The sequence below is a fragment of the Lentzea indica genome (assembly GCF_012184385.1).
GTDB classification, from domain to species: Bacteria; Actinomycetota; Actinomycetes; order Mycobacteriales; family Pseudonocardiaceae; genus Lentzea; species Lentzea indica.
On the sequence record NZ_VSRL01000137.1, the window covers coordinates 1 to 23832 of the forward strand.

Annotated in this window: 19 protein-coding genes and 1 pseudogene; 7 read left to right on the forward strand and 13 right to left on the reverse strand. The window is 67.5% G+C overall.

What is annotated here, in order from left to right; genetic code table 11:
* Positions 1–118: 118 nt before the first annotated feature.
* Positions 119–1117 carry an AvrD family protein gene (locus FXN61_RS30405; RefSeq protein ID WP_167977435.1) on the reverse strand — a complete coding sequence of 333 codons (999 nt, stop codon included), beginning with the start codon at positions 1115–1117 and terminating at the stop codon, positions 119–121.
* A 247-nt stretch (positions 1118–1364) separates the two neighbouring features.
* On the opposite strand from FXN61_RS30405, the gene FXN61_RS30410 reads away from it, so the two are divergent.
* Positions 1365–2171, forward strand: a complete 807-nt coding sequence (locus FXN61_RS30410; RefSeq protein ID WP_167977436.1) for a dioxygenase family protein — start codon at positions 1365–1367, stop codon at positions 2169–2171.
* Here FXN61_RS30410 and FXN61_RS30415 read toward each other — a convergent pair.
* Positions 2145–2291: a hypothetical protein gene (locus FXN61_RS30415; protein WP_167977434.1), complete on the reverse strand. Its 147-nt coding sequence runs from the start codon at positions 2289–2291 to the stop codon at positions 2145–2147. The genes FXN61_RS30410 and FXN61_RS30415 overlap by 27 nt on opposite strands.
* Positions 2292–2605: 314 nt before the next feature.
* On the opposite strand from FXN61_RS30415, the gene gabT reads away from it, so the two are divergent.
* From gabT to FXN61_RS30435, 3 genes are read left to right on the forward strand one after another with little or no spacing between them, the layout of a single operon-like run.
* The gene (gene gabT / locus FXN61_RS30425) at positions 2606–3889 is read left to right on the forward strand and encodes a 4-aminobutyrate--2-oxoglutarate transaminase (protein ID WP_167977437.1); all 1284 of its coding nucleotides are present in this window, start codon (positions 2606–2608) and stop codon (positions 3887–3889) included.
* Positions 3886–5196, forward strand: coding sequence for an aldehyde dehydrogenase family protein (locus FXN61_RS30430; protein WP_167977438.1), 1311 nt, complete (start codon positions 3886–3888; stop codon positions 5194–5196). The genes gabT and FXN61_RS30430 overlap by 4 nt, the downstream gene beginning before the upstream one ends.
* A 48-nt stretch (positions 5197–5244) precedes the next feature.
* Complete coding sequence (locus FXN61_RS30435) at positions 5245–6207, forward strand: LacI family DNA-binding transcriptional regulator (protein WP_167977439.1); 963 nt, start codon at positions 5245–5247, stop codon at positions 6205–6207.
* Positions 6208–6590: 383 nt separating this feature from the next.
* On the opposite strand, the gene FXN61_RS30440 is transcribed toward FXN61_RS30435, so the two are convergent.
* Complete coding sequence (locus FXN61_RS30440) at positions 6591–7061, reverse strand: hypothetical protein (RefSeq protein ID WP_167977440.1); 471 nt, start codon at positions 7059–7061, stop codon at positions 6591–6593.
* A gap of 112 nt (positions 7062–7173) precedes the next feature.
* Between FXN61_RS30440 and FXN61_RS30445 the strand changes: the two genes are divergently transcribed.
* Positions 7174–8499, forward strand: a complete 1326-nt coding sequence (locus FXN61_RS30445; RefSeq protein WP_312878099.1) for an amino acid permease — start codon at positions 7174–7176, stop codon at positions 8497–8499.
* Here the strand turns inward: FXN61_RS30445 and FXN61_RS30450 are convergent.
* Both FXN61_RS30450 and FXN61_RS30455 read right to left on the reverse strand, forming a co-directional pair.
* On the reverse strand, positions 8453–10444 hold the full coding sequence (locus FXN61_RS30450) for an NPCBM/NEW2 domain-containing protein (protein WP_312878100.1): 1992 nt from the start codon (positions 10442–10444) through the stop codon (positions 8453–8455). The genes FXN61_RS30445 and FXN61_RS30450 overlap by 47 nt on opposite strands.
* On the reverse strand, positions 10441–13263 hold the full coding sequence (locus FXN61_RS30455) for a glycosyl hydrolase family 95 catalytic domain-containing protein (RefSeq protein WP_167977441.1): 2823 nt from the start codon (positions 13261–13263) through the stop codon (positions 10441–10443). Before FXN61_RS30455 ends, FXN61_RS30450 begins: the two co-directional genes overlap by 4 nt.
* 208 nt (positions 13264–13471) lie before the next feature.
* Here FXN61_RS30455 and FXN61_RS30460 point away from each other — a divergent pair, with 208 nt between their 5' ends.
* On the forward strand, positions 13472–14650 hold the full coding sequence (locus FXN61_RS30460; protein ID WP_167977442.1) for a cytochrome P450: 1179 nt from the start codon (positions 13472–13474) through the stop codon (positions 14648–14650).
* A gap of 3 nt (positions 14651–14653) precedes the next feature.
* Here the strand turns inward: FXN61_RS30460 and FXN61_RS30465 are convergent, their stop codons facing one another.
* From FXN61_RS30465 to FXN61_RS30480, 4 genes are all read right to left on the reverse strand, one after another.
* Positions 14654–15163, reverse strand: coding sequence for a DUF4846 domain-containing protein (locus FXN61_RS30465; protein ID WP_167977443.1), 510 nt, complete (start codon positions 15161–15163; stop codon positions 14654–14656).
* 174 nt (positions 15164–15337) lie between these two features.
* Complete coding sequence (locus FXN61_RS30470; RefSeq protein ID WP_030473285.1) at positions 15338–15595, reverse strand: helix-turn-helix domain-containing protein; 258 nt, start codon at positions 15593–15595, stop codon at positions 15338–15340.
* A 280-nt stretch (positions 15596–15875) separates the two neighbouring features.
* Positions 15876–16502 carry a UdgX family uracil-DNA binding protein gene (locus FXN61_RS30475; protein ID WP_167977444.1) on the reverse strand — a complete coding sequence of 209 codons (627 nt, stop codon included), beginning with the start codon at positions 16500–16502 and terminating at the stop codon, positions 15876–15878.
* Positions 16480–16659, reverse strand: coding sequence for a CsbD family protein (locus tag FXN61_RS30480; protein WP_167977445.1), 180 nt, complete (start codon positions 16657–16659; stop codon positions 16480–16482). Before FXN61_RS30480 ends, FXN61_RS30475 begins: the two co-directional genes overlap by 23 nt.
* 219 nt (positions 16660–16878) lie before the next feature.
* Here FXN61_RS30480 and FXN61_RS30485 point away from each other — a divergent pair, with 219 nt between their 5' ends.
* A complete protein-coding gene (locus FXN61_RS30485) occupies positions 16879–17223 on the forward strand; it encodes an ANTAR domain-containing protein (RefSeq protein ID WP_167977446.1) in 345 nt (114 codons plus the stop codon).
* On the opposite strand, the pseudogene treZ reads toward FXN61_RS30485, so the two are convergent.
* The 4 genes and pseudogenes from treZ to FXN61_RS30505 all read right to left on the reverse strand — a co-directional run.
* Positions 17142–18823 (reverse strand): annotated as a pseudogene (gene treZ, locus FXN61_RS30490) (malto-oligosyltrehalose trehalohydrolase). The gene FXN61_RS30485 and the pseudogene treZ sit on opposite strands and share 82 nt — an antisense overlap.
* Positions 18820–20898: a malto-oligosyltrehalose synthase gene (treY, locus tag FXN61_RS52985; protein WP_167977447.1), complete on the reverse strand. Its 2079-nt coding sequence runs from the start codon at positions 20896–20898 to the stop codon at positions 18820–18822. Before treY ends, treZ begins: the two are co-directional and overlap by 4 nt.
* Positions 20898–23000 carry a glycogen debranching protein GlgX gene (gene glgX, locus FXN61_RS30500; protein WP_312878101.1) on the reverse strand — a complete coding sequence of 701 codons (2103 nt, stop codon included), beginning with the start codon at positions 22998–23000 and terminating at the stop codon, positions 20898–20900. Before glgX ends, treY begins: the two co-directional genes overlap by 1 nt.
* A 60-nt stretch (positions 23001–23060) precedes the next feature.
* Positions 23061–23832 (reverse strand): RNA-guided endonuclease InsQ/TnpB family protein (locus FXN61_RS30505; protein ID WP_223165665.1); only part of this gene is annotated, 772 nt, incomplete at its 5' end.

Consider the following 23832-nt stretch of genomic DNA (forward strand, 5'->3'; position numbering starts at 1 on the left):
TCCTGCTCCGGTGTCGGCCACAGCCCGACCGGCTTCCACTGCGCGGAACCCGTGCGGCACCAGGACAACCGGGCCGCCCCTTCCACGACTATCAGGAAGTCGTCACGCACCACAGTGGTCATGAGCTCACCGCCAGCCTGGTCTCGGCGGGCAGCCGGTGCGCGAGCCGGTAGGCGTAACGCAGACCGGCGAAGTCCGCTGTCCAGTCCGACGTGCGCCAGGTGCCGCCGTCGAAGCCGAGCAGCCTGCTGCGGGTGATCGACGTCGACGTGCGGAACTCGGTGCTGCGCTGGTGCGGCGACCCCGCGGTGAAGTCGACCTGCCGCATCCACAACGTGTTGCTGTCGCCGCGCCGGATGTCGTCGACGTGGTACAGCAGCGACTGCGCGAGCTGCGCCAGCACGATCATGCCGTCGACCACGGTGATGCCCGGCTGGTACGCACCCGCGAAACCGTCGGGGAACACCTCGCCGGTGACCTGCACCCGCCCGGACACCTCTGTCGCGTCCAGATCCAGTGCCACGTCGGCTATCCGTTGCTGATGCGCACGGAATCCGTTGGCGTAGTAACGCCTGTCCGGGTCACCGAGGAGGTCGTCGGGCAACGCCTCGCGACCGCTCCCACAGATGTGACGACCCTCGTCGTGCACGACCTCCACCCTGGTGCGCAGGCCGCCGAGCTGACTGTCCAAAACGGACACGGACGTGCCGTCAGGACGTCCGGTCGTCTCGCGGTGGTTCGCCGAGATCCGGAAGCCCTCCAGCTGTTCCTGCGGCTTGTTGCCCGCCTTGATGACCATCCGGCGCAGCCACATCGTCCGCCGCTGATCGTCGTTCAGGGCGAACGTGCTCGTGAGATAGGCCTCGGCGAGCACGACGCTCAGCACGGCCGCGTCGATCGTGCTCAGGTGCGGCACCAGCTTGCGCCGCGAGGACTTCGTGGACCAGTCGACCGGATATCCCACCACCGCACTGGCCTCGACGGACGCGTTGTCGCGATCGACGACAGCGCTGTGCACGCTGTGCTCCACCCGCCGATAGCCAGCACCGAAGTAACGTCCGGAACCGGCACCCAGATGGTCGTCGATCGATGGATAGTTGATCTTCTTCTGACCCATTGGTCTCCCCCCGACAGGGTGGTTTCCTGGCGCGCACACGCCAAAGAGACCCACCCGAGTCCCGAAGATGTGTTCGTGCGAACGAAAGTTCGCAACGGTCCCCCATGACCGCCCCAGGCACCCACATTAGAGCGACTTGCATCAAGCTGCAACTATTTGAGCTTTACCTTTTCCTTACCCTGCCTTGCTAGCAGGCCGACAGCGAAGACACAGGCGGCTCACAGGAAACAGCCTCAAGCTGGTCCACATGACGGACAACCACGACCGCGGCCTCCAGTTCGACCTCGCCACGCTCATCGGGCGCAGGCGGGCGTTGTCGCTGCTCGGCGGCGCAGGTCTCACCCTCGTGGCCTGCGCCCCGTCGACCACGACCACCGCGAACTCGACCACCCCCACCACGGGCACGTCCTCCGCGGCTGACGGCTCACCTCTGGAAACCATTCCCGAGGAGACCGCCGGCCCGTTCCCCGGTGATGGCTCGAACGGCCCGAACGCGTTGACGCAGAGCGGCATCGTGCGCTCGGACATCCGTTCCAGCTTCGGTTCCTCGACTCGCACGGCCGAGGGCGTGCAGCTGACCATCGACCTGACGGTTCAGAACCCCGACGGCAAGCCGTACGCGGGTGCCGCCGTTTACCTGTGGCACTGCGACATCAACGGCGACTACTCGATGTACTCCGACCGCGTGAAGAACGAGAACTTCCTGCGCGGAGTCCAGGAAGCCGACAGCTCGGGAAAGCTGAAGTTCGTCAGCGTCTTCCCCGGCGCCTACTCGGGACGCTGGCCGCACATCCACTTCGAGGTCTACCCGAGCCTCGCCGAGGCCACCAAGGCGGGCAACAAGATCACGACCTCGCAGCTCGCGTTGCCGGAGACGACGTGCAAGGAGGTCTACGGCACGACCGGCTACACGCAGAGCGTCCAGAACATGTCACGGACTTCCTTGAAGCAGGACATGGTGTTCCGCGACGGCACGGACCAGCAGATGGCGACGATGTCGGGCAACGTCCAGTCCGGCTACACCGCCTCACTGACCTTCGCTGTGGAGAGCTAGCCACAGTTCCGCGCGCAGGCCCGGTGAGTCCATCGAGCGGTTGAGGGCATGCTCGGCCTTCGCGACCTCGGTGGCGTCCACTTCGGACGATGCGAAGCCGTCGAACTCCTGTGCCAGCACGATGATCTGCGCTTCGCTGCGCCTCGCTGGTCCTGGTCAGGGCCGCGTACTCGTCCGCCGCGAGTGCTTTCGACACCGCCTTGCTGATCGCGATGAACGGCACATCGCGCGGCACCTCGACCAGGCCCAGCCCTGTGCTCGCGGCGGCTTCCACCAGCGCCGCGGGCACGACGTCGTGACCCAGCCCGGTGCCGAAGCCGAGCCCGACCACGCCGTGCAGCGTGATGGGCATGTGCCAATTTGTACAACGTCACGCCGATAGATCGCCATTTCAGACACTGCGTAGCGCGGTGACCAGGGTCATGCTGGGGCACATGAGCCGACTGCGCACCCCGATCCCAGGTCCGAAATCGCTGGAACTCCAGGCGCGGCGAAAGGACGCCGTCGCCGCGGGTGTCGGCTCGACGCTGCCCGTCTACATCGACTCCGCCGACGACGGCCTGCTGATCGACGTGGACGGCAACCAGCTCATCGACCTCGGTTCCGGCATCGCCGTCACGAACGTCGGCAACCCGGCTCCTGCGGTGGCCGAGGCGGTGCACGCGCAGATCGACAGATTCAGCCACACCTGCTTCATGATCACCCCCTACGAGGGCTACCTCGAGGTGTGCGAAGAGCTCAACGCGGTGACCCCCGGCACTCACGAGAAGCGGTCGGTGCTGTTCAACTCCGGTGCCGAGGCCGTGGAGAACGCGGTCAAGATCGCGCGGCACGTCACCGGCAGGCAGGCCGTCGTGGTGTTCGACCACGGCTACCACGGCCGCACGAACCTCACGATGGCGTTGACCGCCAAGAACATGCCGTACAAGCACCGGTTCGGGCCGTTCGCTCCCGAGGTGTACCGGGTGCCGGCGTCCTACCCGCTGCACGACGGCCTGACCGGCGCCGAAGCAGCTCGCAACGCCATCGCCGCCATCGAGAAGCAGGTCTGCGCGGACAACACCGCCGCCGTCGTGATCGAGCCGGTCCAGGGCGAGGGCGGATTCATCGCGCCCGCCCCCGGATTCCTGCCCGCGATCGCCGACTGGTGCCGTGAGCGCGGTGTGCTGTTCGTCGCCGACGAGATCCAGACAGGCTTCTGCCGCACCGGTTCGTGGTTCGCCTCCGACCACGAGGGCGTCGTGCCCGACCTGATCACGACCGCCAAGGGCATCGCGGGTGGCCTGCCGCTCGCCGCCGTCACCGGTCGCGCCGAGATCATGGACGCCGTGCACGTCGGCGGGCTCGGCGGCACCTATGGCGGCAACCCCGTCGCGTGTGCTGCGGCTCTGGGTGCCATCCGCACGATGCGCGAGCGCGACCTCAACGCCGCCGCACGTCGCATCGAGGAGACCGTCGTTGGCAGGCTTCGTGCCGTGGCCGAGAAAACCGACACCATCGCGGAAATCCGCGGTCGTGGCGCGATGCTGGCGATCGAGTTCACCGAACGCACGCCCGACGTCGCCGCGCGTGTCGCGAAGGCGTGCCACGAACAGGGTGTCGTCGTGCTGACGTGCGGCACTTACGGCAACGTGATCCGTCTGCTGCCCCCGCTGGTCATCCCGGACGACCTGCTCGCCGAAGGTCTCGACGTGCTCGAAGGAGCTCTGCTCGCATGATTCCCTTTCACACTCCGGAAGACGTCGAGAACGCGGTCGCCAAGGCCGCTGCCGTCGCTCCCGAGCTCGCCGCGCTGCCGGCGCACCGCCGTGCCGCCGCGCTGGACCACGTGTCGCGCCGTCTGGCCGAGCGCGCCGAGGAGTTCGCGCAGGCCATCAACGACGACTCCGGCAAGCCGCTGAAGTGGGCGCGCGTCGAGGTGACCCGCGCGATCTCCACGTTCCGCTGGGCCGCGGAGGAGGCGCGCCGGTTCTCCGGTGAGCTGCAGCGCCTCGACACCGACCCGTCCGCCGAGGGTCGTCTCGCGCTGGTCCGCCGGGTGCCACGCGGTCCGGTGCTGGGCATCGCGCCGTTCAACTTCCCGCTGAACCTGGTGGCGCACAAGGTCGCCCCGGCACTCGCGGCCGGCGCGCCGATCGTGCTGAAGCCCGCGCCCGCCACCCCGAAGGTCGCGTTCCTGCTCGGTGAGCTGCTGGCCGAGACCGACCTTCCCGAGGGCGCGTGGTCAGTCCTGCATCTGTCCAATGAGGACACCGCTCGCCTGGTCGAGGACCCGCGCCTGCCGGTGGTCTCGTTCACCGGTTCCGGCCCGGTCGGCTGGGGCATCAAGGAACGCGTGCCGCGCAAGCACGTGACCCTCGAACTCGGCGGCAACGCGGCCGCGATCGTCGCGCCGGACTGGCAGGACCTCGAGTTCGCCGCGCAACGCATCGCCACGTTCGCCATGTACCAGGCCGGTCAGTCGTGCATCTCGGTGCAGCGCGTCTACGTGCACACCGACATCTACGACGCGCTGTCCGAGGCCGTCGTGCAGCACGTGAACAAGCTCGACGTGGCGGGCGACGTCGGCCCGCTGATCAACGACGCCGCCGCCGACCGCGTCGAGGCGTGGGTGAACGAGGCTTCCGCGACCGTGCTGACCGGCGGCACCCGTGACGGCCGGGTCTACGCGCCCACGGTGCTGGCCGACGTGCCGGAGGACGCGAAGGTGAGCGCCGAGGAGGTGTTCGGCCCTGTCGTCACGCTGACCAGGGTGGACAGCGTCGAGGAGGCGTTCGACCGCGTCAACGCGTCGAAGTACGGCCTGCAGGCCGGCCTGTTCACCAACGATGTGCGGCTCGCTTTCCGTGCCGCGCAACGGCTCCAGGTCGGCGGCGTGATCGTCGGCGACGTGCCGAGCTACCGCGCGGACCAGATGCCGTACGGCGGTGTGAAGGAGTCCGGCATCGGCCGTGAGGGCCTGCGCGCGGCCATGGAGGACCTGACGGAGCCCCGAGTGCTCGTGCTGACGGGCCTGGCCCTGTAGACGTCGGAGGAATGGGTTCTTCTTGACCTTGACTGAGATGATTCACGAGTGGCCGTCACCATCAGGGATGTCGCTCGCCAGGCTCAGGTCTCCGTCTCGACGGTCTCGCGCGCGCTGAGCGCGCCGGGCCTGGTCAAGGAAGCCACGCGGCAGCGGGTGCTGGACGTCGTGCGCGGGCTCGGTTATCGGCCGAACCGCGCCGCGAGAAGCCTGATCACGGGCCGCACCGGAAACCTCGGCATCGTGGTGCCCGACCTCGAGAACCCCTTCTACCCCGCCGTGCTGCGCGGCGTGCAGACGCGGGCGGGCGAGGCGGGCGCCTCGGTGTTCTTCTGCGACAGCAGGGAGGACCCTGGAACCGAGGCCGAGCTGGTGCGCACGATGGCCGCACAGGTCGACGGCGTGGTGCTGTGCTCACCGTTGGAGTCCGACGAGGTGATCACCGAACTGGCCGACCTGACGCCGTTGGTGCTGATCAACCGCATGGTGCCGGGCGTCTCATCCGTCCTGATGGACAGCGGGTCGGGCATGGACCAGGTCATCGCCCACCTGGAGTCGTTGGGCCACAAGGAGTACGTCTACCTCGGAGGCCCGGCCACGGCGTGGTCGCACCACCGCAGGCTGCAGGGCCTGCGGAACCGCGCGCCGATGCTCGGCCCGTTCGAGCCGAACTTCGCCGGCGGTCTCACGGCCGCCGAGCAGGCGCTCAAGACCGATGCGACGGCGTTCATCGCGTACAACGACCTGATGGCGCTGGGCGTGCTGAGCCATCTGGCCTCGCACGACGTCAAGGTGCCGCGGCAGATCAGCGTGACCGGCTTCGACGACATCATCTACGCCGCGATGTGCTCGCCCGCCCTCACCACTGTCGCGATGCCGACCGAAGAAGCCGGCAAGGTGGCCGTGGACCTGCTGGCCGCCCGTCTCGACGGCGGCCCCGCCGAGGTCCGTGAGCTCCCGACAACGCTCGTGATCCGCGCCAGCACGGGCAAACACCCGATGTCGTCGTGATGCCGTAACAACGACCGGGAAATCCTCAGGCCCGACAAGCGGCACGAACCAGTTGGTCACTCCAGCCGCGAGGGAGTCGCTTCGGGTGACTCCCCCGCGCGGCCAGTGGAGTGCTCTCTAGTCGTAACCGCGAATGTGGCCATCCTCGTCGGCGAGAATTTCGTGGCGGTCCATGTCGGGCTCCTTCCGTGGGTGTCTGACATCACAAACGTAGAGCCCCAACGGCGTCCTGTGGAGTGAATTTCCACCGCAACCGGGGTAGTCACCGCTAACCCAAGGGGGTCGTAGGGGTCCCCACATCACATGGTCATCCTGCGCAAAAGCACTGCGTGGGCGCCTTTCTCCCTCGATTCCGAAGTGTCAAGAAAGCGCCCAAGAACGGGTCAGCGCAGTCCGGCGGTCTCGGTGACCGCTCGCAGCGCGGCAACCACCGCGGAGAACGGCGGCAGGAACGGCTTTTCCGCGGGACGTTCCCCCAGCCACCCCATCCCACCGCGGTCGATCCGCGAAGGCGGCAACGGCACCAACGTCCCCAGCCGGTGCGTCAACGCTCCACGCGCGCGCAACCGGATCAGGTTCACCTGCGAAGCCTCGTCGGCGGACGACGTGAGGATGAGCCACCGCCCAGGAGCGCCAGGCAACACGACCACCGGCCCGGCCAGCATTCGCACGGACAGGTAGTGCTGCACCTCCCCGCCGATCCCCGCCGCCAGCTCCACGGCGGACACCTGGTGATCGGTGGTGAGCAACAGCCGGTTCTCCGACCGCAGGACGAGCCACCCCCAGTCCGAGTAACGCTCAAGGGCACTGGAGAACGTGTCGAGTTGCGGCAATACTCCCTTAGGCGAGTTCATCGATCTCACCCTCACTTGATCGTGGTGTAACTCCGATCACACGATTTGACTCTCCGCCGCCATGAACTCACTATCGGGCCGCCATCGGCACACTTGAACGGGGCTGGAGAGCGTGACTCACCTGCGGGAACGGCATGTCACCATGATCGCGCTGGGCGGCGTGATCGGCGCTGGACTCTTCGTCGGGACAGGCGCAGGCATCGCGGTGGCCGGTCCGGCCGTGCTCATCTCGTTCGGTCTCGCCGGAATTCTGGCGCTGCTCATCATGCGCATGCTCGGGGAAATGGCTGCCGAGTACCCGAGCGGCGGCGCGTTCTCCGTGCACGCGGAAAAGGCGCTCAGGCCGTGGGCCGGCTTCACCGTCGGCTGGGTCTACTGGTCAGCGGTCGGTGTGGTGCTGGCGGTCGAGGCGGCAGGTGCGGCCAAGATCGCCTCCGGCTGGATCCCCGCGGTGCCCCAGTGGGCCTGGGTGCTGATCTTCATGTCCGTCCTCACCGCGGTGAACCTCACCGACGTCCGCAACTTCGGTGAGTTCGAGTTCTGGTTCGCCGGCCTCAAGGTCGCCGCGATCGTCCTCTTCCTGGTACTCGGCGCCGCGGCCATCGCAGGCCTCCTGCCCGGCGTCGACTCCCCAGGAGCCCAGAACCTGCAGGACTTCCTGCCCCACGGCTGGGGCGGGGTCGTGGCCGGGTTCATGGCGGTGGTGTTCGCGTTCGGAGGCCTGGAGGTCGTCACGATCGCCGCGGCGGACGCCGAGGATCCCAGGCACGCCATCGGCAAGGCCGTCAGGACGTCGATGACCCGGCTGCTCGTCTTCTACCTGGGCTCGATGGCCGTGGTCGTGACCCTGTTGCCGTGGAACGACTCCCAGGTCGGCGCCAGCCCGTACGTGGCGGTGCTGGACCGGCTCGGCATTCCCGCGGCCGGGCAGATCATGAACGTCGTCATCTTCGTGGCGCTGCTGAGCGCCATCAACGCCACCCTCTACGGCGCCGCGCGCATGCTCTGCTCGCTCGCCGAACGCGGCGAGGCGCCCAAGGCGTTGCTGAACAAGAAGAACGGCGTCCCGCGTAACGCCGTGCTGGCTTCGGTGGCGTTCGGGTTCTTCTCAGTGCTGCTGAACTACCTGTGGCCGGACACGGTGTTCCTCTTGCTGCTCAACGCCGTCGGCTCGGCACTTCTGATCGTCTGGGCGTTCGTCGCCATCTCGCAGATCCGGCTGCGCCGCACCATCGAGAACCCGACGCTCCCCATGTGGGGTTATCCGTACCTCTCCTGGCTGGCGCTGGCCGGGATCGTCACGATCATCGTGCTGATGCTCAGCGACGAGCAGGCCCGCGTTCAGATCCTGTCCACGGGCGTGCTCGTCGCCGTCGTCTCGGTGGTGGCGGTCAGCAGGTCAGCTTCGCGCCGGCGAAGTCTCCACGATCGAACCTGACGCCGTCACCGCCGTCGTTGACGACCAGGCGCAGGAACTTGGCTCCCTGCAAGGACCCCGTCACCGAGACCGCGTCGTCCTTCCACGTGCGCAGCCCGCTGTCGGCCACCTTCGTGCCGTCCGCCCAGACCTCGAAGATCGCCGAACCCAGCTGGTTCACGTCGCGCTCGTCGTCGATGCCGACGTCGGACGAGAACGAGGTGCAGCGCCCGCCGACGTAGAGGATCAGCTCGGCATTGGCGTGCGCGCCGAGCCCCTTCTCGTAGGTCTTGCCGTTGATGGTCAGCGTCTTGCCGTCACCGCCGACGTAGCCGCCGTTGGACCTGTCTCGCTCGACCGGCCCGTAGCCGCTGCGTTCGGTGGTGAACTTGACGTCACTGGCCCACAACGAGCCACCCGACGGCGGCGCCACCGGCACCAGCACAGCCGAATCCACCGGCCGGACCAGCTTTCCGTGCCCGACCCACGTCACGCCCAGCGCGCCGTTCAGCAGATGGTTTCCCGGTACGACCCCGGCAGGCGGAGTCACCCGCCATTTGCTCTGCACGGATTGCGAGGTCAGCAGGACGGGCGCGCGTTCCGACGAGAGCTTCTCGACCTGCCAGCCCGCGGGCGCCGTGAACGACGTGGCGGCGTTCAGGACCGGGATCGGAGCCTGGTTGGTCGCCGTCACGGTGGCCACGAACGGCTCACCGGCGGGGGTGATCGTGCTCGGGATGCCGGGGACCCGCTGCGCGATGTCGAGCTGGGTGTCGATCGCGGGCTCGTGCCGGTACCAGTCCTGCGAAGCCTTCACCCGGAAGATCGCGGTGCCGTGCGGCGGCAGCGCGGCCGAGATCTTGCCGGCGGACTGGAAGTTCTTGTGCTGCCACAGATCCCGCACGGTGTAGCCGACGCTGCGCGGCAACCCGAGCTCACGAGCCGTGGTCGAGATCGTCGCGTTCACCTCGGACTCGTTGAACAGCGCCACCGCCTTGTCGCCGTTCGCGAGCGGCTTGACGAACACCCAGTGCCCGTCCTTCTGGTGGATCACCTTGCCCTGGACGCCGAGCTTGTCCTGGTTGACCGCGATGATCTCCTTGTTGCGCAGGATGTCGAAGTGTTCCTGGGACACCTTCCGCAGGTCCGCACCGATCAGCAGCGGCGCCGCCATGATCGACCACAGCGCGAAGTGGCTCTTGTACTCGGTCGTGGTCTGCTTGCCGTTGCCGACCTCCAGCATGTCGGGGTCGTTCCAGTGACCCGGCCCGGCATAGGCGTCCAGAGGCGCGTTCAGCTTGAGGATCTCGACGGTCTTGGACCAGGTGTCGTTGATGTCACCGGTGGTGCGCCACAGGTGACCGACGCCCTTGCCCCACTCCCACGGCTTGTTCTGGCCCCACTCGCAGATCGAGTAGACGATCGGGCGGCCGGTCTTCTTCAACGCGTCACGCATCTTCGTGTAGCGCTCGAGAGCGGGACGGCCCTGGTTGTTGCAGTTGTCGTACTTGAGGTAGTCGACACCCCAGTCCGCGAACGTCTGCGCGTCGATCTCCTCGTGGTCCAGCGCGCCCGGCATCGTCTTCGCACACGTCTGCGTGCCCGCGCTGGTGTAGATGCCGAACTTGAGGCCGCGGGCGTGGACGTAGTCCGCGAGCGCCTTCATGCCGCTGGGAAACCGGGTCGGGTGGTTGCGCAACCGGCCCGTCTCCGGGTCGCGCGTGGCGTCGGCCCAGCAGTCGTCGACGTTGACGTACTGGTAGCCCGCGTCCTTGAGGCCCTTGGTCACGAAGATGTCCGCCATGTCGCGGATCATCTGCTCGTTGATGTCGCAGCCGGTGGTGTTCCAGTTGTTGAACCCCATCGGCGGTGTCAGTGCCAGTTCCGGGTCGGCGGCGGTGGCGGGTGTCGCGGGTACGACCACGGACGCTGCGACGAGCGTCAGCGCGGTGAGCAGTGATCTCACTTCGGCTTCTCCAAGGTGATCGCGAAGACGTGCAGGCGTGGCCCGCCCGTCTTGGGCAAGGTGACGGCGGAGAGCTCCTTCGTGGCGTCCAGCACGAGCGTCTGGTGGAAGATCGACACCTGCTTGGCCACCGGGCCTGTCGGGGTGTGCATCAGCGTCGTGGCAACGGGTTCCGACTCACCGAACTGCGGTCGCTGCTGCCACGCCGTTACCCGGAACCGGGCAGGGACGGCGCCGTCGGCATAGGTGACCGCGCCGTCCGCCTCGACGTTGCCGGTGTCGGCGGCGGCGAGCAGGTGCAGCTTCACGTACTTCCCGGCGGGGACGGCGAGCGTCTGCCCGTTGGCGATGATGTTGTTCTTGCTCGCCTCGTCGCCGTTGTGGAACTCGAACAGGATGCTGTCGTCGGTCACCGAGCCGGTCTGCGGCAGCTGGGCGGCCGGGTAGGTGTTGCCGAGGCCGTCGAAGTCGCCGTCACGGCTGGTGAACTCGTTGGACAGGCCGTCGTTGTCGAGCGACGCGCTGATGTCCACCGGCACCGCACTGCCACCGGGAGGCAACGCGGGTAGGCCCCAGCGCCTGCCCGGTTCGGTGATCCGGACCGGCGCGATGGTGAAGTCGCGCTCGCCCTTCGCGTGGATCAGAGCTTCCTGGCCACGCTTGAGGTGCAGCTCGACGACGCCGTCCTCGACGCTCCACTTCGAGCAGCCCCGGACTTTCAGCGGCCCCTCGATGCCGGTGCGGATGCGGCACGGCTGGCCGGCTTCGCTTTGGACCCGCACGAACCGCGTCCTGCCGCCCCGCCTGACCGCGCTGACCAGGAACGCGCCCTCGGTGCGGGTGTCGTGGATCGTGACGTCCTGCCAGACGGCCGGCACGGCGGGGAAGATCCGGATCAGCCCGCCCCAGCTCTGGATCAGCATGTCCTGCAACGACTTCGCGGCGCTCAGCGGCGTCTCGATCACTGGACCCGCCTCGAAGTACATCGTGTTGGGCTGGGCGAACCTGGCCACGAACTCGCGCAGGTACTTCAGGGCGTCGTCGCCACGGGTCATCTGAGCCGCGATCGACGCGGCGCCGGTGAAGGTGAAGCCGCGCAACGATCCCTCGAAGCTCAGCCAGTGCTTCAGCGACCGCTCGATGAGGTCGCGGCGTTCCGGCTGCTCCCAGTTGACCTCGTGCAGCGGGTAGACCGCGAGCATGTGCGAGTAGTGCCGGTGCGACTTCGCGAACGGCACACCCGCGCCGATCATGAACCCGCCCGCGTCCGCCGGGTACTCGACGAGCTGGTCGAGCACCTCCCGCCACTTCGCGGCGAGCGGGTCGTCGATCTTGAGGATCCCTGCCGACTCGATGAGCGTGCGGCAGGACCACCGCAGCAGCGCGAGGTCGTAGTTGCAGTCCGGTGCGACGCCGTACTCGGGCGAGTAGGTGGGCAGCAGGTGGAGCTTGCCGTCGTTGCCCTTGCGCAGGAAGTGCAAGTAGTAGTTGGTGGACCGGCGCAGCACGGGGAAGACGGTGTCGCGCAGGATCCGTTCGTCCATGGTGTGCCGATAGCTCAGCCACGCGTTGTGCAGCAGCCACGGCAGGTTCCCGATCTCCGGGTCCGGCGAGGGATGCAACGGGGAGCCGACGAACCCGGCGTCCTGGAACGTGGGGTCGGTGCTGCGTCTCAAGCCCATCGAGTCCGCGCGGAACTCCGGTCGCAGCGCGTCGACGAGGATCTGCTGGTTCTGCGAGATCGTGCGCGGGATCGGGTCGAGCTCGAGGTGGTTCGACGCGTGCACCGGCCAGTACTCGAGCTGGGCGTTGAGGTTGAACCACACCGACGGCCACGGTGTCGGCTCCAGCCACGGCCCGGTGGTGGGCATGATCGGCGCTTCTTGCCGTGCGCCCGACGCGAGCTTGTACAGCTGGATCCAGTAGAAGCTCTGCATCAACGCGTCCGGCACGGACACGAAACTCCTGCGGTAGAAGCGATGCCACCACTTCTGGTGCTGGTACCGCAGCACTTCCGGCATCGGCGCCTTGGTGATCGCGTCACGGACGGCCGCCTCCGCGGTCCTGTCCGGGAACGAGTGGTCGACCGACAGCAGAAAGTCCGTGCGGCCCTGGAGCTCTCGCGTCCGGTACGCCGTCGCCGTCTGGCCGCCCGCGACCATCTCCTGGGTGACGAGCGTGAGCCCGTTCTCGGTGCGGGTGACCGGCTTGGGATTGAGCGGGAACGTCGCGGGCGGTGGCTCGCGGATCGTGCGCGGGCTCAGCGCGTCGAGCGCCCGGAACTCCAGCTTGAAGCCGCGTTCACCGCTCGTCGGGCGAACTTCCAGGTGCAGCAACGACTTCTCGGCGTGCACGAACGATCTGACCGCCAGCTCACCCTTGTCGGTGATGATCTTGCCGCGCAGCTCGGCGTTCCACAGGCCGAGCCTGAGGTCGACACCGGTGATCTTGCCGACCGGCGTCAGCAGCAGCCGCCCGACCGGCAGCCGCGCCACACCCCACTCGTTCCCGAACTGGGGCCGGTGGTCCTGCACCTTCGCGTGGTCGACGGTGAACCGGATGGCGTTCGCGCCCGGCTCGCGGTAGACGGCGGTGGCGAGAAACCCGTTGCCCAGGAACGGGCCCTCGTACCAGGCACGCGGAATCCGCTGCCAGACGAGGTCCTGCTCACCGAGGAACCGTTCCCAGTCGATCCTCGTGGCGCACCCGGTGCTTTCCAGGCCGACATCGGAATCGGCGGCGTTCGCCTTGGCCGGCAACGCCGTGAGCGCCGCCCCGGCCACAACCCCACCGAGCAGTTCGCGCCGCGACAGATCCACAGAACACCCTTCAGGTCCGCGGCGGCTGCGACCAAAGATCGGAGGTGTACCTACGAGGGCAGCCTAGGACGGCCCTCAAAGCCGGTCAAGAGCAGGCAAGCCTCGGATGAAAGCGTTTACCACGCTGCGGCGATTCAAGACGAAAAGGTGGTGTTCACGCTCTCCTCGCGCGCATGATGGCCTCGCCGCGAACTCTGGAGGATGCCCCATGACTGCGCGTTCCTACCCGTTCGGCCCGGTGGACGGGCTCGAGATCGACCCGATGTACGGCCGGCTGCGCGACGACGAACCTCTCGCCCGCGTCCAGCTCCCCCACGGGGAAGAAGGCTGGCTGCTCACCAGATATGACGACGTGCGATTAGCACTCAGCGACACGCGGTTCAGCCTCGCCCAGGCCGCCGTGCGCGACACGCCCCGGATGGGACCGCAGCGGATGGGCGCGATCCTGACCGACCTCGACCCGCCGGACCACACCCGGCTCAGGCGCCTGCTGGCGCACGCCTTCACGGTGCGCCGAGTCGAACAGCTGCGCACCACCGCGGAACGGCTGGCCGGCGAACTGCTCGACGACATGGAGAAGGCCGGCCCACCGGCGGAGCTGATGACGGCTTACGCGGTTCCGTTGCCAGGACTGATGGTCTGCGATCTGCTCGGCGTGCCCTACGAGGACCGCGACCACTTCCAGGACCTGGCAGAGGCGTTCATGTCGATCACGGCGATGACCGACGAGGAGAAGATGTCCCGCCTGGGTGAGCTCGCCGGCTACCTCGCCGGGCTCGCCGACCAGCGGCGAGAGCATCAGGAAGACGACCTGATCAGTGCGTTGGTGGTGGCGCAGGAGGAAGGCGACAAGCTCACCGCCGAGGAGCTGGTGCAGCTCCTCGTACTGCTGCTCGGCGCGGGGTACGACTCCACGGCCAGCCACATCGCCAACTCGGTGCACACCCTGCTGCGGTTCCCGGACCAGGCGCGGTTGCTCAGGGAGAAGCCGGAGCTGATGCCCGGCGCCGTCGAGGAGCTGTTGCGGTGGATTCCGGCGCAAGAGATCTCCGACATCCTGCCCCGGTACGCGCTGGAAGACGTGGAACTGAGCGGTGGCACCGTGCACGCCGGCGAGCCCGTGCTGCTCGCCAAGCACGCCGCCAACCGGGATCCGCGCCAGTTCCCCGACCCCGACCGGTTCGACGTGACGCGCAATGCCAAGGGGCACCTCACGTTCGGGCACGGGCCGCACCACTGCATCGGCGCGCAGCTCGCCAGGATGGACGTCCAGGTCGCGCTGACGGCGATCCTCGGCCGGTTCCCAGGACTGCGGCTGGCCGACGAGGTCACGTGGCGGACCGGCATGTCCATGCGTGCACCGCAGGCCATGCCGGTCGCCTGGTGACGATCAGCCCGTGACGTTCTTGAGCCGGTACGGCTTGTACTTGCTGTTCGGCTCAAGGCCGTACTTGCGCGGACGGTGGTCGGTGCCGAAGCCACCACGCTGCTCGTAGGCCATGTACTCCGACTTGTCGGCCTTGGCCCACTTCTCGAAGATCACGACGTGCCGGAAGTCGGAACCCGGCTGGTCCACCGGGTCGATGAAGAGATCACCCGGCTTCATGTCGGCGATCTTCACCGGCGTCGTGTACTTGTTCGAGGCCAGAGCCACGGTGTTCGGCCCGCCCTTGGGATCTTTGTTCCCCAGTTTCGCGGCCATCGACACATAACCCGAGCAGTCCTGCCGATAGCCATCTTTCCAGTACTTCTTCATGCTGTACGGCACCCTGCCGCCGTTGTTCGCGGTCAGCCACGTCGCCGCCCGCTTCAGCATGTCCCCCCTGCTGACCTGCTCGACCGGCGCCGCGGACACCGCGGGAGCACCGACCAGTGTGAACGCCAGGAATGCAGCGATCACCGCTGAAATGAATTTCATCATTTCCCCCTGTTGCGAGAAGTGCGAATCTCGTGACTCCACCGGAACATGGGCCTGGGATTGAAGTCAAGGGGGCATTGCGAAATCGGCGGGGAGTACCGACTTTCGTTGTAACTCAGCCGAGTGGGTCCACCCACTATCGGGTCGTTTTACGTTCTAGGCCGAGCGGCTCTGCGGCGCCAGGAGCTCGTTGATGGCGTCCAGCGAGATGCCGAGCGCGCCGGCGAGTGCGGCGATCGTGAAGAACGACGGCGTGGGAGCACGTCCCGTCTCGATCTTGCGCACCGTCTCGGCCGACAACCCGGCGCGGGCCGCGATCTCGACCATGCTCTCCTCGCCGCGGGCGTCCCGCAGCAACTGACCGAGCCGCCTGCCGCGCTCCCGTTCCAGCGAAGTCAGTGGGATGCGCACCATGTCTGTGGATTCTACGCGAAACACGCAAGTCAAACGGCCGGAGAAACTCCGTTGCGAGGCCGGCCGATCACGACATAGGTTCGTCGTACACACGAGAGGAGGTGGTCCAAAGTTGTATAGCTACAGGACTCGTGAGGTGGCTGTCCGCTAGGACCGCCCTCGGTGACGCCTAGTGAAGAACCAGGCAGCCACCCGGCCCCCGGACTTCGAGCGCTTGGTCCCGCTCGGCCCGCTGACGCGGGAGTCGTCCGGGGGTTGTCCCGTTACAGGGACTTCTCCGTTACAGGGACTTCTGGAGGGCCTTGAGATCGGCCACCAGGGCCTCGTAGGCCTCGTCCCGGTTCTCGGCCCGCAGCACCGCCGACGGGTGCACCGTCACGCCGATCCGCAACCCGTCCTGCTCCAGCACCTCACCGCGATGCGCGGTCAGCGTGAAGGACGCGCCGAGCAAAGCCTTCGCGGCCACGGCGCCCAGCACGACGATCAGCCGGGGGTTGACGACCCTGATCTCCTCGCGCAACCACGGGAAGCACGCCACCACCTCGCCCCGCCGAGGCTGTTGATGAATCCTGCGCTTCCCGCGCTCGGTGAACTTGAAGTGCTTCACCGCGTTCGTCAGGTACGCCTGGGAACGATCGATGCCGACGGCCCCCAACGCCTTGTCCAGCAACCGTCCGGCAGGTCCGACGAACACGTGCCCCTCGACGTCCTCGCGGTCGCCGGGCTGCTCCCCCACCATCATCAGCCGCGCGGGCACCGGTCCCTCACCGAACACGGTCTGCGAGGCGCCTTTGTAGAGCTCGCACCCGCGGCACCCGCAGGACGCCGAACGCAACGCCGCCCAGTCCGCCCCTTCCGGGACGTACGGGGCGGCGTCAGCGGACTTACTTGTCCGAACGGAAGGCATCCTTGACCTTCTCGCCCGCCTGCTTGATGTTCGCCTTGGCGCGCTCGGCGCGGCCCTCGGCCTGCCACTGCTCGTTGTCCGTGGCGTCGCCGGCCGCTTCCTTCGCGCGACCCTTCATCTCTTCAGCCTTGTTGCTGAGCTTGTCGTCGGCACCCATGGATCAGGCTCCTTCGGTGGAGGTCAGCTACATCGATTGGTTACCCGGCGAGCACCGCCCGAAACAGTTGATAAGGTGATCACTCGCGGTTGAGAACCCAGCCGCAAGCCGATGTGACGGCTTGCTCTGGGTGCGCCCGCCCTTCGCAATGCAGCTCCCGAAGCACCGTCGTCGCACCGGCATGCCGCTGTGACCATGACGACGTGAAAGGAGCCGGCGGTGTCGTCCGCGAGAATCACCGCCCTCGAGGCCGAGGTGGCAGGGCTGCGCAAAGCTCTGGTGTCCCGGACCGTCATCGGGCAGGCCACCGGCCTGATCGCCGCACGCAAACCATGCACACCCCAGCAGGCCTTCCAGCTGCTGGTGCACATGTCCCAGCACCACAACATCAAGCTGCACGTCGCCGCCGACCGGCTGGTCGCGGCGTTCGTGCAGGCGCACCTCGGCCGGCCCGTCGACGTGGCCGACCAGATGCTGTGGGATCACGTCGACGCGACGACCGCGAACGACTCCGGTGACAGCGACGACGGGTCCGCCGAGGAGGTCAGCAGCACCTCTCCCTGAGGCAGCGGGACGGGGGTGGTTCCGAGGTTCACCACCACGCGGGTCGTCCCGCGGTGCAGCACGAAGCACGCCCCGTCCTGCTCCACCACGAACCTGTCCAACCGCGGATCGGCCAGCTCGGGGCGGGAGCGGCGCAACGCGATGAGCGCACGGTAGGTCTCCAGCACCTCGGCGTGATCGCCGCTGGTCAGCTCGTCCCACCTGAGTCGCGAGTTCTCCACGGTCCGTGGCGACATCGGGTCGGCACGTCGGATTCGCCCCAGCCGTGCCTCGCGAACTCACGGCGCCTGCCCGTCCTGACGGCCTCGGCCAGCTGCGGGTCGGGGAAAGACGCGAAGAACTGCCACGGCGTGCTCGCCGCCCACTCCTCCCCCATGAAGATCATGGGCGTGTACGGCGAGCACAGCACGATCGCCGCCGCGCACAACAACTTCCCGGTCGGCACGGTCGCGGGCAGCCGGTCACCGGTGGCGCGGTTGCCGATCTGGTCGTGGTTCTGCATGTACGCCAGGAACCGGTGGCCAGGGATCAACGCGGTGTCGACCGGTTTGCCGTGGTGCTTCTCGCGGAACGAAGACCAGGTGCCGGCGTGGAAGAACACCTTCTCCAGGGTGTTCTTGAGTGCGCCCGGTGCCGCGAAGTCCTCGTAGTAACCGAAAGTCTCGCCGGTCAACGCCACGTGCAGGCAGTGGTGCAGATCGTCTGACCACTGCGCGTGCAGGCCGTAGCCGCCGCCTTCCCGCGCGGTCACCAGCTTGGCGTCGTTGAGATCGGACTCGGCGATCAGCGTCAGCGGCCGTCCCACACTGACGGAGAGCGCGTCCACCTCGACCGCCAGCTCTTCGAGGACGTGCACCGCACGCCGGTCTGCCAGCGCGTGCACGGCGTCGAGCCGCAGCCCGTCGACGTGGAAGTCCCGCAGCCACTGCAAAGCGTTGTCGATCACGTACCGGCGCACCTCGTCGGAGCCCGGTCCGTCCAGGTTCAGCCCTGGGCCCCAGTCGTTGCGGCCCGCGAAGTACGGCCCGAACCTGTCGAGGTACGCACCGGACGGCCCGAGGTGGTTGTAGACCACGTCAAGCAGCACGGCGAGCCCTCGCGCGTGGCAGGCGTCGACGAACCGCTTGAACCCGTCGGGCCCGCCGTAGGGCTGGTGCACGGCACCCCACAGGACGCCGTCGTAACCCCAGCCCTCCACGCCGTCGAAGCTGTTGACCGGCATGACCTCGACGAACGTGATGCCGAGGTCCACCAGGTGATCGAGCTTGCCGATGGCCGCGTCGAACGTGCCCTCCGGCGTGAACGTGCCGATGTGCAGCTCGTAGATCACGCCGCCCGGCAGCGCCCGGCCGGTCCACGCGCCGTCCGTCCACTCGAACTCATGCGTGTACACACGGGATGCCTCGTGCACCCCGTTGGGCTGCCACAGCGAGCGCGGATCCGGATACGTCTTGCCCTCGATGACGAACGCGTAGTCCGTGCCCTCCGGCGACTGGACGTCCGAGTACCACCGGTCGCCATCGCGTTTCATCTCGTGGTCGAAGCCGTCGACGCGCACGTGCACCGACTCAGGAGTCGGCGCCCAGACAGAGAAGCTCACGATTCCCCTCGCACCAGCAGTGCCACCGGATAGCGGTCGAACAACGACGCCAGGTCCTCGCTCGCGGGCCGGCCGGTGAGCACGTCCGTCCACTCCGGACCCGGAAGCGGCAGAACCGTGTCCTGCCAGCCCTTCTGCGCCAGCTCGACCGGCAGCCTCGTCGCCACCGTGATCACACCGGACCGTTCGAACGCCAGCACGTGATCGGCGGCGGGGCCCTCGGCGTTGAGCGGCCGGAAGCCGTGCAGACCTCGCTTCCGCACGTGCAACGCCTTCTGCACAACGAGGAGCTTCACCGCGCCCGAGTCGTCGATCTCCGGCAGCCAGCCGGATTCGAGGCGGTCCAGCAACTCCCGGCGCACCGCGTAGTCGACCGGGCGGCGGTTGTCCGGGTCGACCAGCGAGAAGTCCCACAGCTCGGTGCCCTGGTACACGTCCGGCACGCCCGGTGCGGTGAGCTGGACCAGCTTCTGCCCCAACGAGTTCGACCAGCCGGGCGCCTTGATCCGTTCGGCGAACGCGGCGACCTCCGGCTCGTTCAGCGCCTTCTGCGGCCACGCGGCCACCTCGGCGTCGAACTCGGCGTTCCTGTCGACCCACGACGTCGCGATCTTGGCTTCGCGTGACGCCTTCTCCAGGTACTGGCCGATGCGTTCCTCCGTGATCGGCCACGCGCCCACGAGCGACTGCCACGCCAGCCTGTTCAGCGTCGGCTCGGAGATGCCGTGCTTCTCGGTCATCGCGGCCTCGAACGCCAGGTACTCGTCCGGGATCTCCGCCAGCACCGCGAGCCTGGCCCGCACGTCCTCCGACCGCTTGGTGTCGTGGGTCGACAGCGCGGTCATGGCGTTCGGCTCACCGGCTTCACGGTTCGCCGCGCGCTGGTGGAACTCGTGCGGTGACAGACCGAACCTGTCCGGTGAGCCGCCGACCTCGTTGAGCGCCACGAAGTTCGTGTACCGGTAGAACGCCGTGTCCTCGGTGCCCTTCGCAACGACCATGCCGGACGTCTGCTGGATCCTGGTCGCCAGCTCACCGTGCGGATCGGCGCGGACCTGCTCGTCCAACGCCCGCGCGGCGGGAGACTTGGCGCGGTGGACCGCAGTTTCCCAGTGCCGCAGGCCTTCCGGCAGGTACGACCGGTACACCGGGAAGTTGACCATCACCTCGGCCACGGCCTGGCACGCGTCCTCGAACGGCACACCCTGCACCAGCCTGGCGATCCTGCGCACCTCGGCCGCCAGGATCGAGTCCACGACCTGCTGCCGTGACGAGTGCTCGACCTCGTGGAAGTCACCTGCGAACGTGTCGGTGGGCGCGATGAACACACCGCAGATCTCGCGCAACGCGTCGTAGCCCGTCGTGCCGTCGACCGGCCAGCTCTGCGGCAGCGACTCGTCCGGCCCGAGGATCTTCTCCACGACCAGCCAGCCGTCGAAGTGCTCGCGCAGCCGCCGGAAGTAGCCGCCGGGATCAGCGAGCCCGTCCGGGTGGTCGACGCGCAACCCCGTGACGCCCCACGACAGCACCTCGCGGTGGGTCGCCTCGAACACCTCAGGATCCTCGACCCGCACCGCCGCGAGCTCGGTGATGTCGAAGAACCGCCGGTAGTTCAGCTCGGTGTTGCCGCGCCGCCAGTTCACCCTGACGAAGTGCTCACCGGGTTCATCTTGAGCGTCTTCGGCGAGCACCGGCAGCAGAACCCTGCCCGACGACCAGTCGATGTCGAAGTACCGCGCGTACCGGGAGGCCTGTCCGTGTTCGAGGACGTCCTCCCACCACGGGTTCGGCACCACCATGTGGTTGGGCACGATGTCGACGACGAGGCCGAGACTCAGCTCCGACAAGCGTTTCTGCAGCGCGATCCGGCCGTCGTCACCACCCAGCTCCGGCCGCGCACGGGTCGGGTCCACGACGTCGTAGCCGTGCGTCGACCCTTCGCGCGCATCGAGCATCGGCGAGGCGTACAACGCGCCGATACCCAGGCGTGCCAGGTAATCCGCGGCCTCGGCGGCGTCGGCGAAGGTGAAGGACGGGGTGAACTGGACGCGGTACGTGGAGGACGGCGCGCCCATCAGCCCACCCGCTGCAGCACGACGAGCGACCGCGCGGCCAGGTTCAGCTCCCCGGAGGCGATGATCGGCTTGGCGCCGTTGCCGACCTCGCCGGTCGCGGTGTCCACGACCACCGTCCACTCAGGACCGTACTCGGGATCCGGCAACGTCACCTGGATGTCCTCGTAGTGCCCGTTGAACGCCATCAGGAACGAGTCGTCGACCACCCTCATACCACGCGAGTCGAGGTCCGGGATCCCCTCGCCGTTGAGGAAGACGACGATGCACTTGCCGAAGTCGTCCTCCCAGTTCTGCTCGGTCATCTCCTCGCCGGACGGCGTGAACCACGCGATGTCGCGCAGCTCCTCGCCCTTGCGGATCGGCCGGCCCGCGAAGAAGCGCTTGCGCCGGAACACCGGGTGCGCCTTGCGGAACCTGGCCAGCGCCGAGGTGAACTCGACCAGCTCGGCGTTGCTCTCCAGCAACGACCAGTCGACCCAGGAAACTTCGTTGTCCTGGCAGTAGGCGTTGTTGTTGCCGTGCTGCGTGCGACCGAACTCGTCGCCGTGCAGGATCATCGGCACACCCTGCGACAACAACATCGTCGCCATCAGGTTGCGCCGCTGCCGTGCCCTCAGCCGGACGATTTCGTCGTCGTCCGTCGGCCCCTCGACACCGCAGTTCCACGACCGGTTGTGGTCCTCACCGTCGCGGTTGTCCTCGCCATTGGCCTCGTTGTGCTTCTCGTTGTACGTGACCAGGTCGTTCAACGTGAAGCCGTCGTGCGCCGTCACGAAGTTGATCGACGCGTACGGCCGGCGCCCGTCGTCCTGGTAGAGGTCGCTGCTACCGGTGATGCGCGACGCGAACTCACCCAGCGTCGCCGGCTCACCACGCCAGAAGTCCCGCACGGTGTCCCGGAACTTGCCGTTCCACTCGGTCCACAGTGGAGGGAAGTTGCCGACCTGGTAGCCACCGGGCCCGACGTCCCACGGCTCCGCGATCAGCTTGACCTGCGACACCACCGGATCCTGTTGCACGACCTCGAAGAACGTCGCCAGCCGGTCCACGTCGTAGAACTCGCGCGCCAGCGTCGCAGCCAGGTCGAACCGGAAGCCGTCGACGTGCATCTCGGTGACCCAGTACCGCAGCGAGTCCATGATGAGCTGCAACGTGTGCGGCGTGCGCACGTTCAGCGAGTTACCGGTACCCGTGTAGTCCGTGTAGAACTGCGGGTCGTCCTCGACCAGCCGGTAGTACGCCTCGTTGTCGATACCGCGCATCGACAGCGTCGGCCCGAGGTGGTTGCCCTCCGCCGTGTGGTTGTAGACGACGTCGAGAATGACCTCGATCCCCGCCTGGTGCAGGGCCCTGACCATGCCCTTGAACTCCTGCACCTGGTTCAGCGGCAACGCCGAGTAACCGTCGTGCGGAGCGAAGAAGCCGATCGTGTTGTAGCCCCAGTAGTTGCTGAGGCGCCGCTCGGCCAGCGTGTGATCGCTGATGAACTGGTGCACCGGCATCAGCTCGAGCGCCGTGACCCCGAGCTTGATCAGGTGGTCGATCATCACCGGGTGCGCGAGGCCCGCGTAGGTGCCCCGCAGCCGCGGCGGAATCTCCGGGTGGTCGATGGTGAGCCCGCGAACGTGCGCCTCGTAGATGACGCTCTCGTTGTACGGCGTCTTGGGCAGCCTGTCGTTCGTCCAGTCGAAGAACGGGTTCACCACCACGGACTTCGGCACGTGCGCCGCGGAATCCGTGTCGTTGCGCTCGTCAGGCGACCCGAACTTGTACCCGTACAGCGCCTCGTCCCACGCCAGGCCGTTCGAGATGGCCTTCGCGTACGGGTCGATCAGCAGCTTGTTGGGGTTGCAGCGGAGACCTCGTGCGGGGTCGTGCGGGCCGTGGACGCGGTATCCGTACCTCTGTCCCGGCCCCACGCCCAGCAGGTAGCCGTGGTGGACGAAGCCGTCCACCTCCGGCAGCCTCACGCGTGTCTCGGTGCCGTCGTCGAAGAGGCAGAGTTCGACGTACTCCGCGACCTCGGAGAACAGGGCGAAATTCGTGCCTACGCCGTCGTACTGTGCACCTAGCGGGTAGGGCCTTCCAGGCCAAGGTCGCACGATGCTCCTCATAAGCTAGCAGCTACCGACAGACCATATCCGGGTGACAACGTCGTGGCATCACGTCGTTCTCATGGATGGTCGGGTCCCGTCTGTCCCTGTTGTCGGGTGCGGGGTGGACGCTTCATGGCCACCAGCCCACGTGATGTGGGACTTCCGATCGGCTCCACGTCCGTTCGAGTCTTGCGACTCCAGGTCTCCGGCCTCTCCGGTACCTGTTGCGCTTTTCACCACGAGGGCGGCGAGGTTGCGAGCAGCGTTCAGATCACGATCGATCTCCAGCCCGCACGACCCACAGCGGAACACCCGGACGTGCAGCGGCAGCTTGGCTTTCACCACGCCACAATCCGAGCAGGTTTTCGACGACGGGAACCAGCGGTCGGCCACGACCAGACGACTACCCCGCCACCGCGTCTTGTACGCCAGTTGCCGTCGGATCTCAGCAAAGCCGGCGTCGGCGATCGACCGGGCCAGCCGGCGGTTGCGCAGCATCCCCGCCACGTTCAGATCCTCGACCACGACCGTGCCGAACTCGCGGACCAGCGCTGTCGTGAGCTTGTGCAGGCCATCTCTCCGCAGGTTGGCCACGCGGTGGTGAACGCGGTTGCGGCGCTGGTTCGCTCGTTTCCACCTCTTCGACGGCCTGGTGCCGGTGCGCCTGTCCGGGCCGCGTCTCCGCGACACCGTGCGGCAAGCGCGACGCAGCGCCGCCGACGCACGCACGAGGTGTTTCGGGTTGGACACGAACCCGGCCGCGTCGGTGACGCCGAGGAGCGGCCGGGACAGCACCGCGAGATGCGTGAGCCCCAGATCAACACCAATCACCGCGTCC

Coding starts and splice junctions, on each gene's coding strand:
- FXN61_RS30405 (WP_167977435.1), bottom strand. CDS start 1,117: ATGGGTCAGAAGAAGATCAACTATCCATCGATCGACGACCATCTGGGT.
- FXN61_RS30410 (WP_167977436.1), top strand. CDS start 1,365: ATGACGGACAACCACGACCGCGGCCTCCAGTTCGACCTCGCCACGCTC.
- gabT (WP_167977437.1), top strand. CDS start 2,606: ATGAGCCGACTGCGCACCCCGATCCCAGGTCCGAAATCGCTGGAACTC.
- FXN61_RS30430 (WP_167977438.1), top strand. CDS start 3,886: ATGATTCCCTTTCACACTCCGGAAGACGTCGAGAACGCGGTCGCCAAG.
- FXN61_RS30440 (WP_167977440.1), bottom strand. CDS start 7,061: ATGAACTCGCCTAAGGGAGTATTGCCGCAACTCGACACGTTCTCCAGT.
- FXN61_RS30460 (WP_167977442.1), top strand. CDS start 13,472: ATGACTGCGCGTTCCTACCCGTTCGGCCCGGTGGACGGGCTCGAGATC.
- FXN61_RS30470 (WP_030473285.1), bottom strand. CDS start 15,595: ATGGTGCGCATCCCACTGACTTCGCTGGAACGGGAGCGCGGCAGGCGG.
- FXN61_RS30475 (WP_167977444.1), bottom strand. CDS start 16,502: ATGCCTTCCGTTCGGACAAGTAAGTCCGCTGACGCCGCCCCGTACGTC.
- FXN61_RS30480 (WP_167977445.1), bottom strand. CDS start 16,659: ATGGGTGCCGACGACAAGCTCAGCAACAAGGCTGAAGAGATGAAGGGT.
- treY (WP_167977447.1), bottom strand. CDS start 20,898: ATGGGCGCGCCGTCCTCCACGTACCGCGTCCAGTTCACCCCGTCCTTC.